Source organism: Pontibacter rugosus, from assembly GCF_042678745.1.
Taxonomy (GTDB): domain Bacteria; phylum Bacteroidota; class Bacteroidia; order Cytophagales; family Hymenobacteraceae; genus Pontibacter; species Pontibacter rugosus.
Genome location: NZ_JBHTLD010000083.1, coordinates 1 through 19017, shown reverse-complemented (window position 1 = coordinate 19017; position 19017 = coordinate 1). Strand labels below are relative to the sequence as shown.

The 19017-nt window shown below is 46.3% G+C and carries 19 protein-coding genes and 1 tRNA gene; 13 read left to right on the top strand and 7 right to left on the bottom strand.

The annotated features are described in order from the left end of the window. Nucleotides 1–72 precede the first annotated feature (72 nt). Both greA and ACFQ2O_RS10610 read left to right on the top strand, forming a co-directional pair. Nucleotides 73–546 (top strand): transcription elongation factor GreA, encoded by a 474-nt coding sequence (gene greA / locus ACFQ2O_RS10615; RefSeq protein WP_377527091.1) that lies wholly within the window; start codon nt 73–75, stop codon nt 544–546. A gap of 3 nt (nt 547–549) precedes the next feature. Next, nucleotides 550–951 carry an HIT family protein gene (locus ACFQ2O_RS10610; protein WP_377527088.1) on the top strand — a complete coding sequence of 134 codons (402 nt, stop codon included), beginning with the start codon at nt 550–552 and terminating at the stop codon, nt 949–951. Between the two features lie 644 nt (nt 952–1595). Here ACFQ2O_RS10610 and ruvC read toward each other — a convergent pair. Continuing rightward, the gene (gene ruvC, locus ACFQ2O_RS10605; RefSeq protein ID WP_377527085.1) at nt 1596–2168 is read right to left on the bottom strand and encodes a crossover junction endodeoxyribonuclease RuvC; all 573 of its coding nucleotides are present in this window, start codon (nt 2166–2168) and stop codon (nt 1596–1598) included. 24 nt (nt 2169–2192) lie between these two features. Here ruvC and ACFQ2O_RS10600 point away from each other — a divergent pair, with 24 nt between their 5' ends. The 10 genes from ACFQ2O_RS10600 (at nt 2193) to ACFQ2O_RS10555 (ending at nt 10999) form a co-directional block, all read left to right on the top strand. After that, on the top strand, nt 2193–3182 hold the full coding sequence (locus tag ACFQ2O_RS10600) for a lysylphosphatidylglycerol synthase domain-containing protein (protein ID WP_377527082.1): 990 nt from the start codon (nt 2193–2195) through the stop codon (nt 3180–3182). Beyond that, a complete protein-coding gene (locus ACFQ2O_RS10595) occupies nt 3179–4312 on the top strand; it encodes a glycosyltransferase (protein WP_377527078.1) in 1134 nt (377 codons plus the stop codon). The genes ACFQ2O_RS10600 and ACFQ2O_RS10595 overlap by 4 nt, the downstream gene beginning before the upstream one ends. Beyond that, nucleotides 4309–4566 (top strand): hypothetical protein, encoded by a 258-nt coding sequence (locus ACFQ2O_RS10590; RefSeq protein WP_377527075.1) that lies wholly within the window; start codon nt 4309–4311, stop codon nt 4564–4566. Before ACFQ2O_RS10595 ends, ACFQ2O_RS10590 begins: the two co-directional genes overlap by 4 nt. Beyond that, complete coding sequence (locus ACFQ2O_RS10585; RefSeq protein WP_377527072.1) at nt 4567–5748, top strand: ABC transporter permease; 1182 nt, start codon at nt 4567–4569, stop codon at nt 5746–5748. After that, nucleotides 5741–6967, top strand: a complete 1227-nt coding sequence (locus ACFQ2O_RS10580) for a GAF domain-containing SpoIIE family protein phosphatase (RefSeq protein WP_377527069.1) — start codon at nt 5741–5743, stop codon at nt 6965–6967. Before ACFQ2O_RS10585 ends, ACFQ2O_RS10580 begins: the two co-directional genes overlap by 8 nt. A gap of 188 nt (nt 6968–7155) precedes the next feature. Further along, on the top strand, nt 7156–7785 hold the full coding sequence (locus ACFQ2O_RS10575; protein WP_377527065.1) for a polysaccharide deacetylase family protein: 630 nt from the start codon (nt 7156–7158) through the stop codon (nt 7783–7785). Further along, on the top strand, nt 7782–8873 hold the full coding sequence (locus ACFQ2O_RS10570) for a glycosyltransferase (RefSeq protein WP_377527062.1): 1092 nt from the start codon (nt 7782–7784) through the stop codon (nt 8871–8873). Before ACFQ2O_RS10575 ends, ACFQ2O_RS10570 begins: the two co-directional genes overlap by 4 nt. A 143-nt stretch (nt 8874–9016) precedes the next feature. After that, nucleotides 9017–9784, top strand: coding sequence for a TatD family hydrolase (locus ACFQ2O_RS10565; protein ID WP_377527059.1), 768 nt, complete (start codon nt 9017–9019; stop codon nt 9782–9784). 2 nt (nt 9785–9786) lie between these two features. Further along, the gene (locus ACFQ2O_RS10560; RefSeq protein WP_377527056.1) at nt 9787–10854 is read left to right on the top strand and encodes an asparaginase; all 1068 of its coding nucleotides are present in this window, start codon (nt 9787–9789) and stop codon (nt 10852–10854) included. Between the two features lie 57 nt (nt 10855–10911). Further along, nucleotides 10912–10999, top strand: a tRNA-Ser gene (locus ACFQ2O_RS10555). A 321-nt stretch (nt 11000–11320) separates the two neighbouring features. Here the strand turns inward: ACFQ2O_RS10555 and ACFQ2O_RS10550 are convergent. The 3 genes from ACFQ2O_RS10550 to ACFQ2O_RS10540 form a co-directional block, all read right to left on the bottom strand. After that, nucleotides 11321–11893 (bottom strand): heme NO-binding domain-containing protein, encoded by a 573-nt coding sequence (locus ACFQ2O_RS10550; protein WP_377527052.1) that lies wholly within the window; start codon nt 11891–11893, stop codon nt 11321–11323. Between the two features lie 325 nt (nt 11894–12218). Beyond that, nucleotides 12219–13493 carry a Y-family DNA polymerase gene (locus tag ACFQ2O_RS10545; protein ID WP_377527048.1) on the bottom strand — a complete coding sequence of 425 codons (1275 nt, stop codon included), beginning with the start codon at nt 13491–13493 and terminating at the stop codon, nt 12219–12221. Beyond that, a complete protein-coding gene (locus ACFQ2O_RS10540) occupies nt 13490–13954 on the bottom strand; it encodes a LexA family protein (protein WP_377527045.1) in 465 nt (154 codons plus the stop codon). Before ACFQ2O_RS10540 ends, ACFQ2O_RS10545 begins: the two co-directional genes overlap by 4 nt. Before the next feature lie 618 nt (nt 13955–14572). Here ACFQ2O_RS10540 and ACFQ2O_RS10535 point away from each other — a divergent pair. Next, on the top strand, nt 14573–15691 hold the full coding sequence (locus tag ACFQ2O_RS10535; protein WP_377527042.1) for an FUSC family protein: 1119 nt from the start codon (nt 14573–14575) through the stop codon (nt 15689–15691). 114 nt (nt 15692–15805) lie between these two features. On the opposite strand, the gene ACFQ2O_RS10530 is transcribed toward ACFQ2O_RS10535, so the two are convergent. From ACFQ2O_RS10530 to ACFQ2O_RS10520, 3 genes are all read right to left on the bottom strand, one after another. Further along, complete coding sequence (locus ACFQ2O_RS10530) at nt 15806–16096, bottom strand: hypothetical protein (RefSeq protein WP_377527039.1); 291 nt, start codon at nt 16094–16096, stop codon at nt 15806–15808. Between the two features lie 751 nt (nt 16097–16847). Beyond that, nucleotides 16848–17558, bottom strand: coding sequence for a DsbA family oxidoreductase (locus ACFQ2O_RS10525; RefSeq protein ID WP_377527036.1), 711 nt, complete (start codon nt 17556–17558; stop codon nt 16848–16850). 285 nt (nt 17559–17843) lie between these two features. Then, entirely contained in the window at nt 17844–18647 is an 804-nt protein-coding gene (locus tag ACFQ2O_RS10520; RefSeq protein ID WP_377527032.1) for an isoaspartyl peptidase/L-asparaginase family protein, read from the bottom strand. Between the last annotated feature and the right edge of the window lie 370 nt (nt 18648–19017).

Sequence of the window (19017 nt, the reverse complement as noted above, 5' to 3'; positions counted from 1 at the left end):
GCAAAAAGAACGGTTATGCACGCCATAACCGTTCTTTTTGTTTTTTGTGTTTCAAAACGTGAGAATCATACAATGAGCAACATCAATTATTATACTGCTGAAGGGCTGCAAAGGCTGAAAGAAGAGTTGGCAGAGCTCAAAACCAAAGGCCGCTCTGAAGTAGCGCGCCAACTGGCCGAAGCCCGTGACAAAGGTGACTTGAGTGAGAATGCTGAATATGATGCAGCCAAAGACGCTCAAGGCCATCTGGAACTTAAAATTTCTAAGCTGGAAGAAGTGGTAGGCAATGCCCGCCTGATCGATGAGTCAAATCTTGATAGCAGTAAGGCATTGATCCTTTCTAAGGTGAAGATCAAGAACCTGAAAAACAACATGATCGTTGATTATACATTGGTGGCCGAAGAAGAGGCAAATCTTGCTTCTGGCAAAATCTCTGTAAAGTCTCCAATCGGTAAAGGCCTTTTAGGCAAATCAGTAGGTGATGTAGCCGAGATAACGGTACCAGCTGGTAAACTTGAATTTGAGATTTTAGAAATAAGCCGCTAAACTATGGAAGCTTCGATATTCACCAAGATTGTTAACGGAGAGATACCTGCCTATAAAATAGCAGAAGACGATCGCTACCTTGCCTTTCTGGATGTGTTCCCTACCACTAAAGGCCATACACTGGTAATACCGAAGCAGCAAATAGATTACCTCTTCGACCTGGACGATGAGTTGTACCTGGGCCTGATGGCCTTTGCCAAAAAAGTAGCCGCTGCTGTAGAAAAGGTGGTGCCTTGCAAACGCATTGCCGTGGCTGTGGTAGGCATTGAGGTGCCACACGCGCACGTGCACCTCATCCCGCTTAACAACATGCAGGACATGAACTTTGCCAACAAAAAGCAGTTCAGCAAAGAAGAGTTTGAAGAAGTAGCCAGCAAAATCAGAGAAGCTTATCAGGCTCCTTAAAAACATCTGGATGAAGAAATAGAGAGCCGGTGCTGTAGAAGCGCCGGCTTTTTTTTGTTGAAAGAGGGGGTGTGATGTTAGCCAATCACGCTTGCTCCTAAGTGACGAGCCTACGCTGCTGAAGAGCAAGTATAAAGTATAGCGCGGACAAGTCACCACTATCCCTACAAAACGTGAGAAGCTCCGTCAACTTTGGCTATCTGACTGATCTCAGTCCTTGGGTTGAGCGCCTTGTAATTGATGCGGTGCCCGTAAGGGCAGCCCGCAGCGGAGCGAGTAGAGGGCCCCTACCCCCGGAGCAGCTTCAATTGCACAGCGCGATGCCCGAGAACGGGGCCTCGCGGCTGTGAGCGCTCCAAAGTAGAAGGTGAAACATTAGGTGTTTGGGAGCTGGAGGATGAACAGGACATTAGAAAAGATAGCTTGTTTCAAACCACAGCAAGCAAATGCTTTGGAAATACGGCCGAGTCTGTATAGGTATGGCTCTGCGAGCCAGTAGAGCTGAAAGCTCTACCCATGATAGGCACTAGCTGCAAGCTAGCGCCAGCGGGAGACGTTATGGAAGTATAAGCTGGGGCAGCTAGAGGCACAAATGGACTTTTGCGCCAGAAAAAGGCTTAAGACTTGCGCCAGCGGCGGCACCACTACTTACCCGCTAATCTATCCGGGTTATCCGTTAAAAAACTCTTCCAGGACTTACCACCTTGTTTGGCATTATTACCTTTCTGGTAGTGGTGGCAAAGCGCAACACCAAGTGCATCCGTTGCGTCGAGTAGCTTAGGAGCCTCCTGTATCTTAAGAATCTGCATCAGCATACTGGCCACTTGCTCTTTAGAGGCATTGCCGTTTCCGGTGATAGATTGCTTTATTTTCTTGGGGGCGTACTCCACGTACGGAATATCGCGGGAGAGAGCAGCGGCGATAGCCACACCTTGCGCACGGCCCAGCTTCAGCATACTCTGCACGTTCACACCAAAGAAAGGCGACTCAATAGCCAGCTCGTCGGGGAGGTACTCATCGATAAGCTGTATCATGCGGTCGAATATTTTCTTTAACTTGATGGCGTGATTGCTATAGCTTTTAAGGTTGATAACGCCATACTGTAGCACTTGAACCTTAGAGCCAGTCACTTCTATCAGGCCGTAGCCCATAATCTGTGTGCCAGGGTCGATGCCAAGAATTAATTTGTTGGGCGGAAGTGCAGAAGAGTAAACCATGAAGGTGCAAATTTAGACATTATCTTGAACATCAAACAGAACAATAAATTCCTTTTGCTGCTCGGCAAAGGTATAGTAGTAGGGCTAACCCTGTTTCTGCTGCATCAGGCTATTTTTACAGCACCAGATACTTTGTTAAGCTGGGGCGAAATACTGCGCCAGGCAGTGCAGCGCCCGCTAAGTTATCTGTTTATACTTACAGCACTGCTTATTCCTGTTAACTGGGGATTTGAGGCGCGCAAGTGGCAGTTGCTGGGGCAGAAGCTGGAGCCGATTTCTTTTCTGCGGGCTTACCGTTCCGTAATGGTTGGCCTTACCCTAGGCTTCATCACACCAAACCGGCTGGGCGACTATGCAGGACGGGTACTGGAGCTGAAGAGCCGGCAGCGGCTGGAAGCGATCGGGGCCATTTTTATAGGGAGGTTCTGCCAGTTGGTAGCCACTGTGCTGGCGGGCTCTGGCGGATTGTTGTACTTTATACTTGTGTTTGGCTGGAGGTCTTATCCTGGTGTGGCTATGAGCCTGGTGGCACTGCTGGTGGCCTTGTGCTGCCTCATGCTGCTGCTGCTTTACAATGCTAAAGCTATGGTAGCGGTGGTGGCTGCCATCAAACCTTTTCGTTCTTTTGTGCCATACTTAGCTATAATGGGCAGTTATAATTCTGTAGAGATGACGAGGCTGCTATGGCTTTCTTTGGGGCGGTATGCAGTTTTTCTAATGCAGTTTGTCATGCTGTTGGTGTTGTTTGAGGTACGGCTAACTCCTTTACAGTATATAAGCGGGGTGTCAGGTACATTTTTTCTGAAATCTGTAGTACCGTCTGTCAGCTTGTTGTCTGATTTAGGTGTGCGGGAGCTGTCGGCTATGTACTTGTTCGGTTTGCTGGGGCAGGAGCGCCTGCAGGTGCTTAGTGCCAGCCTTAGCCTTTGGTTGCTCAATATTGCCGTGCCTAGTGCAGTAGGTCTGCTATTTGTGTTGCGCCTGCGCCTGAACCGTAAACGTGTAACGGTATGACTTGGCTGTTATCACTCTCGCTGCTATGGTATGGCTGGGTTATGCTTCGTCGCTGGCTGGCCTGGCAGAAGCTGCCGGAAACCAGTGTGCCATCGACATTTATGCCTTCAACTAAAATATCTGTTATCATACCTGTTCGCAATGAGTATGAGCGAATTATAAAATTACTCTCAGATGTAGAACATCAGAAATATCCACAGCATTTGCTAGAGGTTCTGGTAATAGATGACCACTCAGATGATGGTACGCTGGAGCAGGTACAGCAGCACGTGCGTACTTCCCAGCTTTCTTATAAGGTTCTTAAGTTGAATGATTATGTTAAGGAAGGTGGCAAGAAAGCTGCAGTCCAGGTAGGAGTGGGAGAGGCGCAGGGAACCCTGCTTGTGCTCACAGACGGCGACTGCCGGGTTGAGCCGGAGTGGCTGCGGGAGTATGCCCATCTTTTCGAAACGGAGCAGCCATACTTTATAAGCGGTCCTGTTTGCTTTGATCCTACACCTACTCATTTTGAGCGCATGCAGCTTGTTGAGTTTGCCAGTTTGATAGGGGTAGGCGGAGCTTCTATAGCAATGAATAGCCCTAACATGTGCAACGGGGCAAACCTGGCCTATACCAAAGATGTATTCCAGCAGGTGAATGGCTTTGCCGGTAACGAAAACATTGCCAGTGGTGATGATGAGTTTCTGCTGCACAAAGTGGATAAAGCTTTCCCGGGGAGAGTAAAATTCCTGAAAAACAATAAAGCTATTGTTTATACTTTGGCGCGTAAAACGCTGACTTCCTTTGTACAACAACGTGTAAGATGGGCTAGCAAATGGAAGTCTTATCAAAGCCTGCAGGTGCAGCTGGTGGCGCTGTGTGCCTTTATGGTAAACTTTCTGCTGTTCCTGGCGTTGCCCCTGGTGCTCTGGGGTAGCCTCGCCCTAAAAGCCTTTTTATTCGCTTACCTTATCAAGTTTGGCATCGATTTATTATTTTTAAACTCAATACTCAGCTTTATGGGCAAAAAGCGATATCTTTTGTACATATTGCCTTTACAGCTGGTTTATATTCCATACGTAGTTTTTACTGCTATTTATGGCCTATTCGGGCGCTATAGCTGGAAAGGCCGAACCATTAGAACCCCATGACTGAAAACGAATTCGATATTCTGGACGAGTTATACTTCGTGACCTCTTATCTAGATCTTAAAAACACCCTCTCTCTTCCTGAAGAGGAGCTTCTTTTAGGCCTGCAGTCGCTCCTGCAGCAGGGCTACGTTAAAATTCTATACCCAGACCAGGATACAGCGCATGATTATGATGCTGACGACTTCGGTCAGCTTTACCAGGATTATTTCTTTCTGGCCACCAAGGCCGGGCTGGTGGCACATAACTCTATCTAAATGGCCACCATCACTAAAGCAGCGCCTGTTTCACGGCCGCCTTCGTATTACATTCGTCAGCGCCTGCTGCAGAACAAACCGGCCATGTTTGGTTTAGCGGTGATTGTGCTGTCGGTAGTGGTGGCGCTGCTGGGCTACCTCATCATGCCCGATAGCACTCCGAATGCCAACAATGGGCTTGTGCAGATTCAGAAGAAGCAACCGGGCTTCTCTACTCAGGTATTGCGTATGCCAAAGGCTGTGGGTATAGCCGAAGATGTGAATGTGCTGGAACTGGTGCTTTTCGGGCAGCCTGCCGACTACCTGGAGCTGCCCATCGAAAGCTACGCCTTCAGGGGAGATAGCCTGGTGGTGCAACCGCTGCGCAGCAATAATGCACTGGCTGATCAGGAGCGTGTTTTTAACTTAAACAAACTCTTGAGTAAAAATTTAGTATCATCTGATAAAGAGAGTCTTAAGACAATCATTGAGGATGATTATATTTCTGATAGAACCTTTCTGTTAGGCACAGATAAAGCGGGTCGCGACGTACTTAGCAGGCTTATACTTGGTACCCGCATCTCATTAGGAATTGGTTTCGTGGCGGTGCTGATTTCGCTGGTAGTGGGGGTACTGATTGGGGCAACCGGAGGCTATTTTGGTGGCTGGGTAGATAAGCTTATGCTGTTTTTAATGACGGTAGTATGGTCGGTGCCAAGTATTATGCTGGTGATTGCCATTAGCCTTGCCCTGGACAGCAAAGGAGTTTGGGTCGCTTTTGTGGCCGTGGGGCTTACCATGTGGGTGGAAGTAGCGCGTGTAGTGCGCGGCCAGATCCTCAGCCTAAAAGAGAAAACCTACGTGGAGGCAGCCCAAGTGCTAGGTGTGCCACAGTATAAGGTGATTTTCCGGCATTTGCTGCCAAACATGATAGGGCCTTTAATTGTTATTGCGACAGCCAATTTTGCCTCGGCCATACTTATCGAGGCTGGCTTAAGCTTTTTAGGCTTAGGTGTGCAGCCACCGGCGCCATCGTGGGGGATGATGGTGAACGAAGGTTTTCAGCTGATTGGTGCCAAGGCTGGTCTTTTTTTAGTAGTTTTACCTAGTATTTGCATCAGTTTATTGGTGCTGGCCTTTAACCTGCTGGGGAACGGCCTGCGCGATGCTTACGACCCTAAAATCCAGATTTCTAATGTCTGATAATACATCACAGAAACCGCAGCAGGAGCTGAACCTGAAGAAGTTGGAGTTAACGGCTTTGCTTGAGATTACACAGGCAATTAACGCTAACCTCCCTGAGAACGCGCTGTACAAGATCTACCGGTTTACATTACTGGCGCAATTACAGATTCACCGGTTAGTGCTATACGTGCATGATGAGGATTGGGCCTGTGTGATCAATTCAGCGGGTACAGACCAGGATTTTACAAAGCTGACTTTGCCGAAGGAGATTTTAGGGGTAAAGGAAATCACCAAGGTTTCTACCCTTAAAGTGGATAAGAAGTGGCGCTGCTTTGATATCGTGATTCCGGTGCTGCACAACGGAAAAGTGCTGGCATTTGTAATGATCGGAAAGCTACAGTCGTACTACAACAACCTGGATGCGCTGAATTTTGTGCAGACCATCAGTAACATCATGCTGGTAGCTATCGAGAACCACAAGATGGCAAGGCAGCGGCTGGCGCAGGAGTCGATACGTAGGGAGATTGAGATTGCCCGTGAGGTGCAGACGATGCTGTTCCCGAAAAGCCTGCCAAACGACAAGGACGTTACCATACACGCGAGTTATATCCCGCACTCTTCTATCGGGGGAGATTATTATGATTTCGTAGAGATCGATGCAGACCAGTTTCTGTTCTGCGTGGCAGATGTATCTGGCAAGGGTGTACCTGCTTCACTGCTGATGTCAAACTTTCAGGCAGGCCTCAGAACCATACTTCGCCAGACGTCGGACCTAAATACTGTGGTGTCGGAACTGAACAACCTGATCTATAGAAACGCGATTGCAGAGAAATTTATTACTACGTTTGTAGCTGTCTATAACCGTAAAACCCGTGAACTGAGCTATGTAAACGCTGGCCATAATGCCCCAATCCTTCTTTACAAGGATAACTCGCACTACCTGCTGAATGATGGCTGCACCATGTTGGGTGTGTTTGATGTGCTGCCGTTTATGAATGTGGGCAAGGTGCATGTTCCGGAAGGCTCGATAGTGGTATGCTATACCGATGGGCTTACGGAGGTGTTTGATGAGGACGAGGCAGAATTTGGTATCGAAGGCACCATCGATTTTCTTCAACGAAACCGCTACCTGAGCTCTAAGATGCTGCACCTGCAGTTGCTCCGTGAGATAAACCTGTACAATGAGCAGTCCACGTTTAGCGATGACATTACGCTGCTGTCCTGCCGGTTTAAGTAATTTTGAAGGAGTGGTTAAGCGAATGATTGAATTGTAGCGGATGTTAGAGTGTACAAATTGATAGATGTAGCTTACAAGCATGTGCAACCCCGAAGCTGCCCCTAAGAATAGTAGCTACAACTGAGCTGTACTTCAGACTCCTTCGACCAACGAACAGTCATCAACCATAAACGAATAATCATTCCCAAGTGCTTCGCTTTTATAAAACACCATGGCTCCTGAAAAAGCTGCTGCCAAACTATACCTGGCACCGTGAAGTGAAGGGCAAGCAGTTATTTCTTACGTTTGATGATGGTCCCATCCCGGAGGTAACGCCTTGGGTGCTGGAGCAGCTAAGCAAGTATGAAGCGAAGGCTACCTTTTTTTGTGTTGGCGAAAATATTAGCACAAACACCAGTATAGCCCGACAAATAGTGGAGCAGGGGCACTTGCTGGCAAATCATACCTACAACCACCTAAAAGGCTGGAAAACCCCGCTTGAAGTATACCTTGGCAATACAGCACAGTGTCAGCAGGAGGTGGAGAGGCTGCAGCAGACAGAAAAGAAACTGTTCCGCCCGCCGTATGGCCGCATTACCAAAGAGCAGGGAAAGCAGTTAAACCCATCTTACGAAATTATCATGTGGGATGTGCTTACCAACGACTACGATCAGAGCCTTTCTCCAGAAAAGTGCCTGCAAAAGTCCATTAAGTATACCCAAAGCGGCAGCATTATCGTATTTCACGACAGCCTCAAAGCCAAAAGAAACATGATGTATGTCCTGCCGCGCTTTTTAGAGCATTTTAGCAGCCTGGGCTATACTTTCGAGACTTTATGATTGTATCCATAGCCTATTTTATACTTTACTTCACCCTCTTCGTTTTTCTGCTGTGCTTGCTGGTGCTCAACAGGCAGCATTATGCAACAGCACCTAAAGAGCTGCCACGCATCAGTATACTTATTGCCGCCCGCAACGAAGCGCATACTATACTACGGTGCCTGCATGCCCTGGAGCAGTTGGATTACCCTAAAGACAAAGTGGAAGTGCTGATCGGTGATGATGCCTCTACCGATGCTACACGAGCTGTTGTAGATGATTTTATTCGTAACAAGTCCAACTATACCTGCATCACCATCACCCAAAATATAGGGAAGGCTAAAGGCAAGGCAAATGTGCTGGCACACTTGGCTAAACTCGCTACCACTGACTATTTCTTCTATACCGATGCCGATATTGTGGTGCCGCCTTCGTGGATCAAAGCCTTGCTTGCTGCCATGAGGCCGGAGGTTGGTGTAGTTACCGGCATTACCACCATAGAAGGAAACAGCTTTTTTGCCAAGCTACAGGCAATGGATTGGCTGTATGCACTTGGTATGATGCAGGTGATCTCGGACCTGAACAAACCTGTAACCACCATGGGAAATAACATGCTGCTCAGGCGCGAGGCTTATGAACAGGTGGGAGGCTTTGAGGGGATAGAGTTCTCGATTACCGAAGACATTGCCATTTTCAACCAGGTGCTGAAGCGTGGCTGGGGATTCAAAAACATCTACAGCCCTGAGGTGATGGCGCTCTCTACACCAGCAGAGAGTTTTAAGGCTTTTCTGCACCAGCGCAAACGCTGGATGCGCGGCTCCATGCACCTGCCCTTTTACATGGCTTTTATCCTTATACTTCACTCTGCGTATTACCCGGTGCTGCTGCCGTTCTTTGCCTATACTTCTGTTGGGGTGATGTTTAGCATCTTTCTGTTTAAGCTGTTCCTGCAAAGCGTGTTCCTGCACATTTGCCTCCGCCGGCTTGGCCACCGCGTTGTGCTCTGGATGTATCCGCTTTTCGAGCTATACTTGATCGTGTCTTCGGTTGTGCTCATATTCTACTTTTTCCTCCCGCTGAAAATGAACTGGAAAGGGAGAAAATATTAGGAACGTAAGTATACTTTGTTGAAAGTGGTAAGAGCATGATTAGCCTGAGCCTGCCCTTCAGCAATTAAATTCTTAACTTGCGCCCCGAAACAGCACCACTACTACTTTGGTTGTTTTGATCTACATTAAAATTTAGTTGATTCATGACATTCATCGATTCGCACGCACACATATATTCAGAGAAGTTTGACGCCGACAGGGCCGAGGCCGTAGAGCGGTCGCAGCAGGAGGGGGTTAGCAGAATTTACATGCCCAACATCGACCATACTTCTATTGATGCTTTGCTGGAGGCGGAGGAGAAGTATCCGGGGGTATGTATCCCTATGATGGGCCTGCACCCGACTTCGGTAGATAAGGATTTTGAGCGTGAGCTATACCTGGTGGAGGAGTGGCTGAGCAAGCATACGTTCGCCGCTGTAGGAGAGTGTGGTATAGATTTATATTGGGACAAGACCTTTCTCCCACAACAACAGGAGGCGCTGAGGGTGCAGGTAGAGCTGGCCAAAAAGTACCAGTTGCCTCTTGTGCTGCACACCCGCGATTCGTTTAACGAGGCTTATGAGATTGTGGCAGCCGCCCAGGATGGCACGCTTACAGGCATATTTCATTGCTTTAGCGGCACCCTGGAGGAGGCTGAGAAAGTAAAAGAGCTTGGTTTTTTGATGGGTATAGGCGGGGTTGCCACCTTTAAGAACGGCGGCATGGACAAAGTGCTGCCGCACCTGCAGCTTGATGACCTGGTGCTGGAAACGGACTGCCCGTACCTGGCTCCCACACCGCACCGCGGCAAACGCAACGAGCCTGTTTACCTGCCCCTGATTGCCCAACGCGTTGGCGACTTAATGGAGAAATCCTTGAGCGAAGTAGCTGAGAAGACTACGGCCAATGCGCTCAACCTCTTTAAACTATAACCATGGAAATAGTAAAAGTAGACATTGACACCGCTGCGCCGGAGAACCCGGAGGCTTCCATACTTATCATATACACGGGTGGTACCATCGGAATGGTGTTCGACGAAGAGCACAAGCACCTGGTGCCTTTCAACTTCAGCCAGATTATACAGAAGGTTCCTGAGCTGCGCCAGTTCAACTTTCTGTTAACGGTGGTAAGCGTAGAGCCTGCCATCGACTCATCGGACGTAACACTGGCCGATTGGCAGACCATGGCTCGCCTGATAGAGGAGAATTACCAAAAATACGATGGCTTTGTGATTTTGCACGGGACAGATACCATGGCTTACAGTGCTTCGGCGCTAAGTTATATGCTGGAGAACCTGCAAAAGCCGGTTATTTTTACAGGCGCACAGGTTCCTATTGGTCGCGTAAGGACAGATGCGCGAGAGAACCTGATCTCTGCGCTACAGATTGCTGCTACTAAGGTGGATGGAAAAAGTGTGGTGCCAGAGGTTTGCATCTACTTCCATAATCAGCTTTTGCGTGGTAATCGGGCCAAAAAAGTAGAAAGCAGCCAGTACAGTGCGTTTAAATCGGAGAATTATCCATCGTTGGCCAAAGCTGGTGTTAACATAGATTACTTCTGGAGCGCTATAGCTCAACACAGCGATCGCCCTTTCAAAGTGCATTACAAGTTCAATGACCATGTGGCCATCCTGAAACTTTTCCCGGGTATAACCCCTGCGGTAGTTAAAAGTATATTGGCAGCCCCCGGAGTAAGAGGAGTGGTGTTAGAGACCTTTGGTGCTGGCAATGCCCCAACCTCTGCCTGGCTGCTGGATCTGTTGCAACAGGCTATTCAGCGTGATGTGCTGATTTTGAATGTATCGCAGTGTGACGAGGGTATGGTGCGCCAAGGGAATTACGAAACTAGCAGGTATCTGTTGGATATGGGGGTAATAGGAGGAGCTGACATTACAACGGAAGCCGCTATCACCAAACTAATGTATGTGCTGGGGCAGGATTTAAACTGGCGTGAGCGCGTGGCATTGCTGGAACAAAACCTGCGTGGCGAAATTACCCTTTAAGTATAACGTGCCATACTTGCAGATGTAAATCAGAAAAGCGTATATTTGCACCAGAATAGAGAGTTGTCCGAGTGGTTGAAGGAGCACGCCTGGAAAGTGTGTATACCTCAAAAGGGTATCGAGGGTTCGAATCCCTCACTCTCTGCTAAAAGAGGCCTTTTACGTTATGTAGAAGGCCTTTTTTGTTTGCCTTAATCCTGCAGCTTCTCCTTCCTGCGCCATATTTCTTTGGGTGTTGTTGAGAGAAATCAAGCGGCTATATGTTGCACATCGTCTACACCAGTCCGTTTATTAAGGGAAAGCATATAGCTCTTGCTACTCACTTGCTGTTGGCAAAACAGAAGTGAAGATTTATAGCTCAAGGTATGGTTAAGCTAATGTACTTCTCCCATAGCTATGTACTCTAGTACTCTTATAGCTTGGCTGCTGCCTTACACCTAAAAGCTGCTGGTCTTTCTCCCTGCCGTTATAAAAACTCCACCCTTATCTGCACCCGTTCGGCATTAGGTTCTGTGGTTGGCTGTACTAATACCCGGTCTGCCTCTTGAAAGTAGGCTGCAAGACCCTTAATGATGCCGATAGCAAAGCCAGCCATCCGGCGTTTGGAGTGGTAGTCGATGATCAGAAGCCTGTTACCAATGGTTGTTACATGCAGGGGTGGTGGATTGGTTTTGTCGTTCTCCTGCTTAATGCCGCCGTGCATGTGGGAGCCAATGTTTCTGAGCATGTCAAAGGTCCTCCAGGAAGGGTCTACAAAGCGCTTGAACACCAGTAGCAAGTCAGGAACCAAAAACTCACCAAACTCCATTTGAATCTCATCATAGGGAATGCCCTTCTGTAGAGATGCGGCTGACATGATGGCAAAGAGTTCACTTATTGGGTATACCTGGTTCATTTGGTAAGGCTCTTCTGCACGCTGGGACAGGCCTTCACTGTGCAGGATGTTAACCCAGGCGCTGTAGTTCATGCTGTTCTCCACGTACCGCTTCAGAAACATGAAGATAGACCCGTGCATGCTGTCGTTGGTAAGTGTATTCATTTTAATAGGAAGTATAGGTCTTGTTATAAAGGCAACAATAAAGATAAGAAAGGATATTTTTATTGCAAGCATTGCTATGCTGTGATTCTACTGCGTTGGCCTATCTTGGTATTTTTATAACAACACAGATGAGTTGTCAACAGGGAAAAAGCCTCATCTCAAAGGTGCTTTATTTGTGAATTCATCAATAATGAATAAGTGAAGTAGGTAAATCGTTCTTTGCAGACTACTACCGTGGGGGACTTGAGCGCAGGTTTTATAACCAAAGAATGTTGAATTAAAGGTTTTGTCCTAAATTATCTAAGTGAAGAACATCTAATTAGGGTTATCGCAAATAGACGGTTGGTATATCATTTAATTTGGTAGTATAAAATGGCGATTTGAAGTCACTCTTCAACTGCCAGGTATTTTTAAAGCCCTGAGTCGCCACTCTTACTTTGCTTCTGCCAAATCTGTCAGAGAGGTTGTCTATCACTCCCATTAATTTAGAATGTTTATCTCTGTTCACCTTGTCAAGTAAATCATACTGAATCTGGTTCTCCGGTACAATGTCGGTCACATACACTCCTGACTTTTTGTAGAGGTACCCGTCCCTGTATATGGCTTTTAAGGCAATAATAGCATATTGGGTCAGCTCCATGTCAGAGCTGGTAGCAACAGGCATACAGATGGTCTTGCTGGCGTGGTACTGGCTGTCGCGCTCGGAAAACTGGTTGGTGTTAACAAAGACGGTAATAACCTTGGCACAACTTTTTTGCTGACGCAATTTTCTGGCGCATCTTGCTGCATACGATGCCGTAGCTTCCTGCAGATCTTCAAAAGTATTCACTCGGGCACCGAAACTTCTGGACGTGCAGATCCCTTTCTTGGCCGGGGCCACGTCTTCTAAGTCAAGGCAAGACTCCCCTCGCAGCTCTTTTAACAGTCTTACTCCGACTACAGTCATGTGCTGCCTTACCCAGTTCTCTGACAATTGCGTGAAATCGTAGGCCGTGTGTACGTTTCGCTTTTTAAGGAACGTAGCATATTGTCTGCCAATACCCCATACGTTATCAATTTTTGTAGCTTCCAACGCTTTCCTGATGTGGAATGGGTTTGTGAGCACCAACACACCATTTGCCTTGGAGGACTTCTTGGCAAGTTTGTTTGCCAACTTTGCCAGCGCCTTTGTAGGGGCGACACCTAGGCTAACTGGTATGCCTGTCCATTGGTGCACCGTTTGCTTTATCTCCCATGCGTAGTTGAGCAGGTTGGTGCTGGAAAAGCCGCTTAAGTCCAGAAAGCATTCATCTATTGAGTATACCTCCAGGTTTGGGGTGAACTGGGAGAGCGTTTGCATTACCCTGTCAGACATGTCTCCGTACAGCACATAGTTTGATGAGAAGGCATCTACAAGCTTGTTCTCTACCAAATTTCTGATTTTGAAGTATGGCTCGCCCATCTGTATTCCTTGTTCTTTTGCTTCGTTGCTTCTGGCTATTACGCACCCGTCGTTATTGCTCAAAATTACCACTGGCTTTCCGTTAAGAGCCGGGTTGAACACTCTTTCACAGCTTGCATAGAAGTTGTTACAGTCGCACAAGGCAAATAAGGTTGTCATTGCTTCACCGGTTTATGCAGCACCCACGCTACAACACCCCAAATTCTCATATCCATTTCTTCTGTTAGCTCTATAGGTTCATAAGCAGGGTTGGCTGGTGCCAAGAAAGCTTTATCGCCTATCCGCTTAAAGGTTTTAACGGTGAACTCGCCATCTAAAAAACATACTACCGGCAAGCCGTCTGCTGGCTTCAGAGACTTATCAATCACCAGTATATCGCCGTCATGAATGTTTGCATCTATCATAGAAGTGCCTTTCACACGCATCATATAAGTAGAAGTCGGGTTTTGTATAAGGTGTTTACCAATGTCAATGCGCTCCTCCATGTGGTCATCAGCAGGAGAGGGAAAACCTGCTGAGATATAAGAAGCGAAAAAGGGTATCTTTATACTTTCCAGATAATCAAAATCCAGATGCTCCAACTGCAGCGGACTCAGGGGAATAACTTTTGCTCTACACATACTTCCAACAAATATAGATTTAGCTAATATTTTTAGCAAATACGTAAACAAGAATAATAAAAGCTAAATATATTGGCTTTATTTATATTTTATACCTGTAGCCATACTTACTCGCAAAAGGAATAGCAATATATTTTTGAAGTTACAAATGACTTTGAATGCCATCAGATTCAAGGTAGTAAGCCAAAGAATGTTGCTTGAGCAGGAGTGATTTGAATGAGGGTGAAGTGCTTTCAAGAATGCAGAAGAAAGGGTAATGGGCTATCCGAATAGGTATATGCCTTTCATGCTCCTCAGCCGGGAAAGCTGGGGAGTAAGCCACTAGTGCATGTATTGCCTTTATAAATAGAAAGTGAGCTTTAGATGCAAACTGCTAATACTAAACGAACCGCCTGAAGCTGACAGCGCTGTTCGGACTGTATTAGCTGGGCAAGAAGACTAAGTGCTGCCTGCTTTCTGCTTTTAAGAAGTCGTTCTCTCTGAAATAACATGACGGGCATTGATCTGATGCTGAAAGTTCCTCAGATTGATGCAATAAACTTGAACAGGTGATTTAAGATAGTGCTGAGCTGCATAGTAAATGCTAACCTAAAAGCGCGCGGGTAGTAAAACTATCTTGTGAGCAGCATAACAGACATACCAGCTAAATTCGGGCTAACCTTACAAATATTTAAGACAGCCTTTGCAGCTTCGCTTTCTTGGTTTGTGGCCAGCAGTCTGCTGCACTCGGACTATCCTTATTTCGCTGCTGTTGCAGCTATTATCACGGTACAGGTTACGGTGGCAGACTCGGTAAACAAAGCCACGCAGCGCATTGTGGGAATAATTGGTGGTGTGCTGATCAGTATGTTGCTGGGGCATTGGTTTCAGGTTGGGGTATTCTCAATCTTTTTTATCATTCTGATAGGAATGGGGATAGCCAAGTTGCTTCGGATGAATCCACAGATTATATCACAGGTCGCTGTCAGTTCGCTTTTAGTTCTTGCCTTTGGGCAGGCCAGAGAAGGCTATGCCTATGAAAGGATATTTGAAACCATCGTAGGATCTGCCATAGCCGTGTTAACCAATGCGCTTATCATTCCACAAAATGCCGTCCCGGATGTGGAGAGGAGCATCATTGCTTTTAGCAAGTTATCTGCGGCTACTTTAACTAATTTAACTGCGCTGCTGGACGTTTCAGGTGCAAGAAGAAAAACTGGCCGCTCCGAAGTAGATGCCCTCATTAAAGAAGCTGCTGAATGCAGGAAGGGGTTAGATCTGGCGGAGCAAAGCCTGAAGTATAACCCCCTGCTGACGCATAAGCGGGAGAGGCTTAACCAATTAGCTAAAAGCATCCGGCAACTGGAAAGTATCACCATTCAGATACGGGGCATCCGCAGGAGTTTAGCCGATTTACAGACAAATCAACACCTTGTACCGGAGCAGGCTTTTATTCAGCAGCTTAAACAGACAATGGAGGCTACGGCAAATTGTATTGCAGCATTCGGGCAATTGGCTGTTTATGAATCAGAGGTAAATCAAAAGAACCTGGAAAACGCTGTGACGCAAGCTCTGTCAGCTCAAGAGGGCTGTCTGAATGATCTGCACAGCGTAAGTCCGCCAGCAACGCTGCGGGATATCGGGAGCATCCTGACTGACCTGGGCCGTATCGTATCAGAAACACAAAACCTGCACCCAAGTTCAGAAACGACTGATGAACCTTTAAGCATGTCAAGGTCAGTTGAAGAGCAGGGATGAGTATAATAGTAAGGCTGATTGTGTTTGATAAGTTATAGAAGTCGAAGACATTAAAAGAGCTCAAACTGGATCTTATAGTATACCTGCAAGGCAGTGATTTATACTAAAAGAGCATTACAGGCCCTCTTCCTGATTTAGCATCTTATCAAGCATAATACGGGCATGTATAAAGCTTTTCAGGCTTGAGTAGTCGTGCGACCTATATGCAATATTCTCTACACCATAAAAGTAAGTGTGCAGGGAGTCATATATTTCATCCCTCAAGGGTATAGTTCTGACTTCGTTGCTGTTGTCAGCCTTTACTCGAAGGCTTTTATTTCCTATAGAGACAGAGAAGGACGGTATTTTACCATCTCTCACGAGGCCTTCAAGCATTTCTAATGTATCAGTTACCTTATCTACCATATATGTCCTTCTATCCCTCTTTGAAACTGCCAAACTGATTCGCAAAACTAAAATTAGCACAATTTATTTTAGACAAAGACATGAATAAATACGGGTTTTTTAATGCGTATTAATTCGATAAAGAGGAGTAATGAAGGCTTCCGCTTAGCTGTAGGAGAAATGATAAGTTTTATATTTATAGATAAGGTAGCCTTATTAAGTGTGTGATCAGGCACAAACTAGAAAGTCATTTATAAAATGCATCAGTTTAAATAGTTAGGTAATCGAACTAAAATAGCTGAGTAGGGTTGAGTGCTGCGGCAAATTATGGATTAGAAATGATTCGGAAGAATATTTAAAGAGGTTTTCTAGTAAAATTGCTAGCTCAAAAGACGAAATTGATCGAGCACTAGGAGCCCTCCTCTGTCTTGCATTCTCTATGGCAGAAAATGAACATTAATGATTTCCTGCTGAATTGCTTTGCATGTCTATACGTTGGTGGAGGGCGGGCAGCTACGGATTGATGTTATATCCCGTATCTATACAGATGAAATACAAAGAAGCCGCAACCAGTGGGGTATGATTTGTAGAATTCTGCGATTTATAGAGACAAGCTACGGTAAGTATACTCCTGCATCTGCTAGTCTTGCGCTACCCTTGACAGGTGCAGAAATAAGGCGTATTTCTATTGTTTGGCTATAGATTAAAAGCGATAAGTATAAAAGGCCGGGTGTTTGATCGGCCTTTTATACTTTGTCCTACAGTAAAAGCTCTAGCAGTCGCCCTCTATTCCGCAGCTGTTGCCTTGAGAAGTTACTTCTTCAAATTTAGGTGCTTGGGGAGCTACCTCTGAAAACACATTTAGGAACGTTTCGGCAGGTTGAGCTCCGCTCACCAGGTATTTTTCGTTGATAACAAAGGCCGGCACACCCGTAATGCCAGCAGCGTGTGCCCATTGTTCCAGCTCACGTACCTCGCTTGCACCTTCATTTCCTTCAAAAAAGCCCTCCAGCTTCTCTGCCGGAATACCGTTGGCTATACCTATTTCAGTTAGCAGCGCAGTGTCGTTCATGTTTTTAGCGTCTGTGAAATAGCTGTAGAAAAGAGCATTTGCTACTTTTTCCTGCACACCGTACGTGCCAGCCAGCCAGATCAGCCGGTGGCCGTTAAACGTGTTATTAACTCTGGTAAGATTATCGAAGTTGAATAGGATATTTTCTTCGGCACCGGCATCAGACAGCCGTTGGTTTATAGCATCCAGCTGGTTGATAATGGATGGGCCATAGCTGTTTTTAAAATACTCCAGCCTGTCAACACCTTCCTGCGGTATGCTTGAGTTCAATTCAAAAGGCTTAAAGCTAATCTCAAATTCATACTTATCCTCGGCAGCGGCTATTGCTTTGTGCAGGCGCTGCTCTCCGATATAGCACCAGGGGCAATTAATATCTGAAACGATGTCTATTTTTATTTTTTGTTTACTCATATCAATCTTCATCTGTAAGTGGTAAAAGCTACTATACTAGTAACAAAAACAGGAAGTATTAGTTTGAAAGCTGTCACTATAAAGGTAGTAAAGGCTGGTTTACACAAGCTTGTTAAGCTGACTTTTAAAGCACCTGTACATTGACTGCAGTGCGTCAGAGTTTAATTTTGGTGCGCTACAGGCTTTCATCATCCCATAGTGCAATGGCAGGTGTTTCCCCGTTTATACTATACCCGCGCTTCATCATGTTAGTGTTAAAAGCGTATGCTACAGTTCCTGCAGGATCTACAGAAACAAGCCCAATATCACCTTTAAATGCTTTTCATGCATCCTTACAGCTTTATCTGAGGCAGCCTGTAAGTCTTCTTTGGCATATCTTACCAGTGCGTATACTTCATGGGCTATCGCACCGCGCATAATTACTTCGCCTTCTCCTGTACAACTTACCGCACACACATCATTGTTGGCGTAGGTACCTCCGCCGATAATTGGGCTATCGGAGATGCGCCCCTTTAGTTGGTTTTTCAAACCTCCGGTAGAGGTGGCAGCGGCCATATTGCCGTTCTGGTCCAGGGCTACTGCCCCTACGGTGTCATGTTCAGTAGAGTAGTTTTCGGGGATGCTCTGTTGCCAGTCTTTCAGGTTTTCTTCTGTTGTGAAGTAAGAAGGCTTCTCTAGTTCAAGGCCTTGTATTATTGCAAACTCCTTCGCGCCATCCACCACCAGAAAGTTGTGCTTGCAGTGCTCCATAACAGCTTTGGCGAGTTTTATTGGGTTTTTAACATGCTGAACGGCTCCCACAGCGCCTATCTTCAGCTCTTTGCCTTCCATAATGGAAGCATCAAATAGATTTTCGCCGTGTACATTCAGGTTGCCACCCTTGCCTGCATTAAAAGCGGGGTTGTTTTCCATAGCCACTACAGCCGCAGTAACAGCCTCTACGGCACTGCCGCCTTCTCTCAGAACGGCATTTCCTGCCTCCAAAGCCTCTTGTAAGCCTTTGCGATAATGCTGTTCTTTCTCTTTGCTAACGCTATCTCGGTCTAAGGTTACAGCACCTCCATGTATGGCAATAACATACTTTATCATGTCTTAAAATTTAAAATTGAATGGGAGGGTGCAGAGCCTTGTACGGTAGAACGAATCGGTGGTTCTGGAGTGAATGAGGAGCGTTGCTTACAGGAAGCTTGAAGAAAATTAAGTATGCAAATTGTTTAAAATTTTGTCTTTAATGGCAGGGGCATTTTATTCCTTTTAAGGCCGGATTCCCCCTTTGAACCTTTTCTAATTGCTGCAATGGCAATTAGAAAAGGGGAAATAAGTCTGTACTTGCAGTGCTTCGGGTTAGTGCCAGTAATTAACTTATTTTTAGGAATCTTTCATAACAACTATTGCACTCTAATAGGTGTAATAGTAGATTAATAGAACATACATGTGGTATCATTAAAGGCAAAGCGCG

Excerpts from the sequence above, each read along its gene's own strand:
- greA (WP_377527091.1), top strand. The coding sequence starts at position 73 with ATGAGCAACATCAATTATTATACTGCTGAAGGGCTGCAAAGGCTGAAA.
- ACFQ2O_RS10610 (WP_377527088.1), top strand. The coding sequence starts at position 550 with ATGGAAGCTTCGATATTCACCAAGATTGTTAACGGAGAGATACCTGCC.
- ruvC (WP_377527085.1), bottom strand. The coding sequence starts at position 2,168 with ATGGTTTACTCTTCTGCACTTCCGCCCAACAAATTAATTCTTGGCATC.
- ACFQ2O_RS10595 (WP_377527078.1), top strand. The coding sequence starts at position 3,179 with ATGACTTGGCTGTTATCACTCTCGCTGCTATGGTATGGCTGGGTTATG.
- ACFQ2O_RS10590 (WP_377527075.1), top strand. The coding sequence starts at position 4,309 with ATGACTGAAAACGAATTCGATATTCTGGACGAGTTATACTTCGTGACC.
- ACFQ2O_RS10585 (WP_377527072.1), top strand. The coding sequence starts at position 4,567 with ATGGCCACCATCACTAAAGCAGCGCCTGTTTCACGGCCGCCTTCGTAT.
- ACFQ2O_RS10580 (WP_377527069.1), top strand. The coding sequence starts at position 5,741 with ATGTCTGATAATACATCACAGAAACCGCAGCAGGAGCTGAACCTGAAG.
- ACFQ2O_RS10570 (WP_377527062.1), top strand. The coding sequence starts at position 7,782 with ATGATTGTATCCATAGCCTATTTTATACTTTACTTCACCCTCTTCGTT.
- ACFQ2O_RS10565 (WP_377527059.1), top strand. The coding sequence starts at position 9,017 with ATGACATTCATCGATTCGCACGCACACATATATTCAGAGAAGTTTGAC.
- ACFQ2O_RS10560 (WP_377527056.1), top strand. The coding sequence starts at position 9,787 with ATGGAAATAGTAAAAGTAGACATTGACACCGCTGCGCCGGAGAACCCG.
- ACFQ2O_RS10550 (WP_377527052.1), bottom strand. The coding sequence starts at position 11,893 with ATGAATACACTTACCAACGACAGCATGCACGGGTCTATCTTCATGTTT.
- ACFQ2O_RS10545 (WP_377527048.1), bottom strand. The coding sequence starts at position 13,493 with ATGACAACCTTATTTGCCTTGTGCGACTGTAACAACTTCTATGCAAGC.
- ACFQ2O_RS10540 (WP_377527045.1), bottom strand. The coding sequence starts at position 13,954 with ATGTGTAGAGCAAAAGTTATTCCCCTGAGTCCGCTGCAGTTGGAGCAT.
- ACFQ2O_RS10530 (WP_377527039.1), bottom strand. The coding sequence starts at position 16,096 with ATGGTAGATAAGGTAACTGATACATTAGAAATGCTTGAAGGCCTCGTG.
- ACFQ2O_RS10525 (WP_377527036.1), bottom strand. The coding sequence starts at position 17,558 with ATGAGTAAACAAAAAATAAAAATAGACATCGTTTCAGATATTAATTGC.
- ACFQ2O_RS10520 (WP_377527032.1), bottom strand. The coding sequence starts at position 18,647 with ATGATAAAGTATGTTATTGCCATACATGGAGGTGCTGTAACCTTAGAC.